Source organism: Limnohabitans sp., assembly GCF_046052825.1.
Lineage (GTDB): Bacteria > Pseudomonadota > Gammaproteobacteria > Burkholderiales > Burkholderiaceae_C > Limnohabitans.
This window is the reverse complement of record NZ_JAVLFP010000012.1, coordinates 1-3,826: the sequence shown is the minus strand read 5'-3', so window position 1 is coordinate 3,826 and position 3,826 is coordinate 1. Positions and strand designations below refer to the sequence as shown.

Below are 3,826 nucleotides of genomic sequence, written 5' to 3'. Positions count from 1 at the left end.
ACAAACTGCGCACCCTGTGCACCAAGCTGCAAGAAAACCGGCTCACCTCGCCTTTGTTTGATACCGACATGTTCACGCGTGACATAGAGCGGCTTTACACCCGCATGCACACGCGCCACCTGCAGGGCTTGCCTTGTGAACACCTGGAGCCGCAATCCACCTGAGTGGATGCCCCAAGCTTTACCGCAGCCTATCAATCATCCTGTCCATACACAACGCTGCAAACAGGGGCTTACAACAAGGCGGATAAACTGCCGCCGGAGCTTCTGCATTGACCCCACACACCCTCACCCAAACCTGGCAAGCGCTCAAGCAAACGCCAGCCCATGCTGAACTTTGGATGGCGCTGCTGCACCGCTATGCGCGCCGCGCCTTGCCCTGGCATGCCCGCTATGCCGCCACCCAAGCGCAACGCTGTGACGCACGCTTGGCCAGCGAGGCCCAAGGGCTGTTGGCGCAGCTGACCCCCACCGAGCCTTGGGTGGGCGGTGAGCAGGTGTTGCTGCAAGCCGCGCCCGTGTGGCCGGGGCTGGCCCAGGCCACCGAGGTGCTGCAAGCCTGGGTGGCGGTAGACCACGGCGACTGGTTGAGCTGGCTGTATTTGGCGCGCTGTCGCGAGCTGGCCATGCACGGCACAGACAGCGCCGCCACCAACCCCGCCCTGCGCGAGGCGGTGCTGCAAGCCCTGGCCGCAGAGCCCTTGCTGGGTGAAACCGGTCACTGGTTGGCGGTGTGGCGTTTGCGCAGCGGCAACCCTGCAGGTGCCTTGGCGGCGTTGCAGGCGGTGTTGAGCCAGTCGCCCCAGCGTCATGGCTCGTGGTTGTTGCAAGCCGAGGCCCACATGCAACTGGGCCACACACCAGCGGCAGAGGCGGCGTTCGCCAAGGCGGGTGAATCGCAAAACCCTGGGTTTTTGGGTTTGTTGGCCGATGTCTTGTTTTTCAACAACTACTGGGAGCAGGCCTTGCAAGTGCGCGAGGCGGTGGTGCAGTTGCAGCCCAACGACACGGGGGCACGGTTGGCCCTGGGGCAGCTGCAAAGCAAGGTGTGGTTGAGCCAGCAGGCCGAAGACAATTTTTTGCGGGTGCTGGCCCTGGAGCCGCACAACACCCAGGCCCAAGTGGCGTTGGACGATTTGCGCAACAGCGGCGTGAGCCGCCCCCAGTTTGACCGCGCCTTGGCCGCGTTTGAAGAACACGGCGTGCGCAACAACGGCGTGGGGGCTGCGCGCTTGCTGATGCAAAGCCTGTACCAAGACCACTTGAGCGCCGAGTTTGTGGCCCAGTTGCACCGCCGCGTGGGCGACGCCATGCTGGCCGATTTTGCGCAAACCTACCCGCACCTGGTGCAAGGCAGCCAACCGCAGAGCCTGCAGTTGCCCAAGCCGCAGCCTGTGCAAGACCACCCACCCGTGCCGGTGTTGCCACTTGCCCAGGGTGGGCGGCGTTTGCGGGTGGGCTATGTGTCGGGCGACTTGCACCGCCAGCACCCGGTCAATTTGTTCATGCTGCCCGTGTTGCAGCAGCACGACCACAGCCGGTTTGAAATTTTCATCTACCACGTGGGCACCATGCACGACGGCTACACGCGCCAAGCCCGCGCCTGTGCCGACCATTGGCGTGAGGCAAACAAGCTCGACGACCTGGCCCTGCACGCCATGGTGCAGACCGACCAACTCGATGTGCTGGTTGATTTGGCGGGCCACACCGCCACCCACCGCTTGGGCGTGTTTGCCATGCGCGGTGCGCCCGTGCAAATGACGTACCTAGGCTACCCGCATTCCACCGGCTTGCGCTGCTTTGACTGGTTGATTGCCGATGCGGTGGTGGCCCCGCCTGAGCACGACGCGCTGTTTGTGGAGCGCGTGGCACGCTTGCCCGGCAGTGTGTTTTGTTGGGCCCCGGTGGACCCAGACCCGCTGCAAGCCGATGCCACGCAGCCTGTGCAAGGCCCGTTGGTGTTTGGCTCGTTCAACAACTTGCTCAAGCTCAGCGACACCACCGTGGCTCTGTGGGCGCAGGTGCTGGCGGCGGTGCCTGACTCGGTGCTGTTGATCAAAGCCCCGGTGTTGCGCGACGAGGCGGTGCAGGCCACCACCCGCGCGCGCTTTGTGGCGCTGGGGGTAGACCCCCAGCGCTTGCAGTTCAGAGGCCCCACCGAGTTGAGCGAGATGATGCAGGAGTACCACGACGTGCACATTGCGCTCGACCCCACGCCCTACAACGGCGGCACCACGAGTTTGCAGGCCCTGTGGATGGGCTGCCCCATGGTGACCCTAGAGGGCGCCAATTTTGTGTCACGCATGGGGGCGAGTTTTTTGCGGGCCATGGGGCACCACGCGTGGGTGGCGCAAGACGCACAAGACTATGTGCGCATTGCCACAGCCTTGGCGCAACAGCTGCGCACCCAAGTGTGGTCGCGGCACATTTTGCGCTCGCAGATGTTGGCCTCTCCTGTGTGCGACATCGCGGCGCACACGCGCCACATTGAAGCGGTGTACGCACAAGCGGTGCAAGAGGGCTAAGGGCCAACGGGGGCCTACGACGGCCTACGACGGTCAACGACGGCCGAGGCCTGAGGGCTGTCTTTAGCCCACGTCCTCACACACGGTGGTGGCGTTCAAACGGCGTGCCCGGGGGTCCACGTAGTAGCCGCCAAACTCGGTGTACCGCAGCACATGTTGTTGGCAGCGCGTGCAGGCCAGCACCTCGCAGCGGTTGTACGGAAAGTGCTTCACCGACACCGGGGCCTCGGGCGAGTCGTAGCGCGTGCCCTGTGGGTGGTGTTCTTCAAAGGTGGGTTCGTACACCTCGGGGTCGCGCAAGGTGGCCACGGCGCGCATGTGCTGGCTCGGCCACTCGGTCTCAGTGACGCTCTCCCACCCGGCGCAGCGTTGCAAGCTGCATTGGCACTCGGTGTGAAGGCTTGACGGCGTGGCGTTGACCACAGCCAGCAAGGCTTGGGCGTTGGGCAAAAAGGGGACAGAACTCATGGGGCAAGAGCCTAACACTGCACAGACAAAAAAATGCCCCGCCAGAGCGGGGCACGGGGCAAGTCAAGGGGGGTTACTTGCGTTGCGACAAAGGCAAAGCCTCGCGCACAGGCGAGCCGGTGAACAACTGACGTGGGCGGCCGATTTTGTACTCGGGGTCGCTGATCATTTCGTTCAACTGGGCAATCCAGCCCACGGTGCGGGCCAAAGCGAAGATGCCGGTGAACAGGTTGACCGGGATGCCGATGGCGCGTTGCACGATGCCAGAGTAGAAGTCGACGTTGGGGTAGAGCTTGCGGCTGACGAAGTATTCGTCTTCCAAGGCAATTTTCTCGAGTGCCTTGGCCAATTTGAACAGGGGGTCGTTTTCCAGGCCCAACTCTTTGAGCACTTCGTCGCAGGTCTCTTGCATGAGTTTGGCGCGGGGGTCGTAGTTTTTGTAAACGCGGTGACCAAAACCCATGAGCTTGACGCCAGAGTTTTTGTCCTTGACCTTCTCCATGAACTCGCCCACTTTGGCCACGCCGCCCATGGCTTGAATTTCTTCCAGCATGTTCAGGCAGGCTTCATTGGCGCCACCGTGTGCAGGACCCCACAAACAGGCAACGCCCGCAGCAATGGCTGCAAAAGGGTTGGTGCCTGACGAACCACATAAGCGCACGGTGGAGGTGGATGCGTTTTGTTCGTGGTCTGCGTGCAAGATGAAGATGCGGTCCAATGCGCGCTCGAGCACGGGATTGACCACGTAGTCTTCGCAGGGTGTGCCAAACATCATGCGCAAGAAGTTGCCTGAGTAGCTCAGGTCGTTCTTGGGATACATGTAGGGCTGGCCAA

3 protein-coding genes are annotated in these 3,826 nt (G+C 62.6%); 1 reads left to right on the top strand and 2 read right to left on the bottom strand.

Annotated features, from left to right (window positions below):
• Window positions 1–271 precede the first annotated feature (271 nt).
• Window positions 272–2,524: a tetratricopeptide repeat protein gene (locus ACKWJN_RS01950; protein ID WP_408594018.1), complete on the top strand. Its 2,253-nt coding sequence runs from the start codon at window positions 272–274 to the stop codon at window positions 2,522–2,524.
• Between the two features lie 63 nt (window positions 2,525–2,587).
• Here the strand turns inward: ACKWJN_RS01950 and ACKWJN_RS01945 are convergent, their stop codons facing one another.
• Both ACKWJN_RS01945 and ACKWJN_RS01940 read right to left on the bottom strand, forming a co-directional pair.
• Window positions 2,588–2,992 carry a hypothetical protein gene (locus ACKWJN_RS01945; protein WP_408594016.1) on the bottom strand — a complete coding sequence of 135 codons (405 nt, stop codon included), beginning with the start codon at window positions 2,990–2,992 and terminating at the stop codon, window positions 2,588–2,590.
• Between the two features lie 73 nt (window positions 2,993–3,065).
• Window positions 3,066–3,826, bottom strand: a 761-nt coding sequence (locus ACKWJN_RS01940; protein ID WP_408594014.1) for a citrate/2-methylcitrate synthase, incomplete at its 5' end; no start/stop codon positions are given.